Genomic DNA, 1,334 nt, shown 5'->3' with positions numbered 1-1,334 from the left:
CGGGCAGTCTTGGATTTGATTTTCCGCTTGGCTTTGGCAACCATGTTGGAAGTCTCGAAGGTCGGCAGAAAAATTATGCTGTAGTCGTGAGTCAAGTAGTGAGCAATTTGTTTGTGGGCTTCATCAACTAGATTGCGGATTTTGGTTCTCATTCGTTGAGCCGCTTGCCTCATCCGTCGCCTTCTTGAACGACAGGGTTCCTTGGCGATTCGGCTCATCAAATCATCCAAATGTTGACATAACCTAGTAATGCGTCCAATATCCCCGGAGCCCAATTCCAGAAACCGAGAGCCATCAAACCCGGTCATAAAAGTTCGGACGCCCGGGTCTAATGCAATTACGCCATTCGCTTCAGTTGGGGTAACGGCAACTGGTTCAGGGAAAATCGCCAACCATCGACCTTTGGTAAACACCAACTGAGTCCCTTGCCCGCAAGTTTTAGGGATAGCTTAGGAAACCATGAAAGTTAATCCTTTCGTGAGTCTTGGATACCAACTCCCTGAAGAGAAATTAGCATTGTTAAACTTGATGGCTTGAGAACTATCCCGACAGCTCGGTGGCCTTGCGCCAGGACTGGCGGTCAAAGCCTGATAGGCATCAAAGATGGCATTTTGCCGAATGTGGCAGGGTGTTTCTTTGACCCATTCGGGTAAGTCGCTCTGCATCACTTCGTTGCGTAATTTCAGTTTGCTTAGTCGTTTACCACTCCGGGATAATGCAATTGCTTGGTTGTAGCAATACCGACAAGCGGCCAGCCATTTACGCCAGACTTGATTTAGCTCTGGGCTGGGGTAAATCCGGATCTTCTTTGACCTGAGTTTTATATTGACTCCGTCCGTATAATCGGGAACTGAAGCAGTGGAGGATGGCGAGGATGTCCTCAACCATTTCTGGTTCTCGACTGAGACTTGTCTCGTTGAGAACCATGAGTGAGCACCTGTTTTGCTCACAGAGCCATCGAAACAAGTCCCATCCAAATCTGGCCAATCGGTCTGGGTGGGCAACGACAACCATGCGGACATCTCCTGACAAGACTTGTCCCAGTCAGGCCAGCATTTTCTTTCCCTTGAAGTTGAGCCCGCCTCCGATTTCGGAGACGACTTCTGCTTCGGGGTAGAGGTTGGACAGTGCGGCCACCTGTCGGTTGAGGTCGGACTGCTGGGCGCGGCTACTAACTCTGGCATAGATAACGACTTTGCGTTTGTCACTGCCTGATTTGGCAGCAGTATATGACTCAACGTTGTATCGTCGTTGCCCAGCGGGGGTTCTGATGGTCTCGATTGAGCCATTTTCGTCCCATCTGCGGAGTGTTCTTTCATGGACTCCAAGGATTT

The 1,334-nt window shown here is 49.9% G+C and carries 1 protein-coding gene and 2 pseudogenes; all 3 read right to left on the bottom strand.

Features of this window, described 5'->3' with window-relative positions; all coding sequences use genetic code 11:
* Window positions 1–413, bottom strand: a pseudogene (locus P5674_RS24810) (RNA-guided endonuclease TnpB family protein); the annotation flags it as partial.
* Between the two features lie 36 nt (window positions 414–449).
* Window positions 450–665, bottom strand: a complete 216-nt coding sequence (locus P5674_RS26780) for a hypothetical protein (RefSeq protein WP_035736999.1) — start codon at window positions 663–665, stop codon at window positions 450–452.
* A gap of 127 nt (window positions 666–792) precedes the next feature.
* Window positions 793–1,332 (bottom strand): annotated as a pseudogene (locus P5674_RS24800) (IS607 family transposase); the annotation flags it as partial.
* Window positions 1,333–1,334: the final 2 nt, after the last annotated feature.

The organism is Limnospira sp. PMC 289.06 (genome assembly GCF_032350395.1).
GTDB lineage: Bacteria > Cyanobacteriota > Cyanobacteriia > Cyanobacteriales > Microcoleaceae > Limnospira > Limnospira platensis.
Note: the sequence above shows the minus strand (reverse complement) of the source record. Positions and strands in the feature narration are given on the sequence as shown.

Coding starts and splice junctions, on each gene's coding strand:
- P5674_RS26780 (WP_035736999.1), bottom strand. CDS start 665: ATGCAGAGCGACTTACCCGAATGGGTCAAAGAAACACCCTGCCACATT.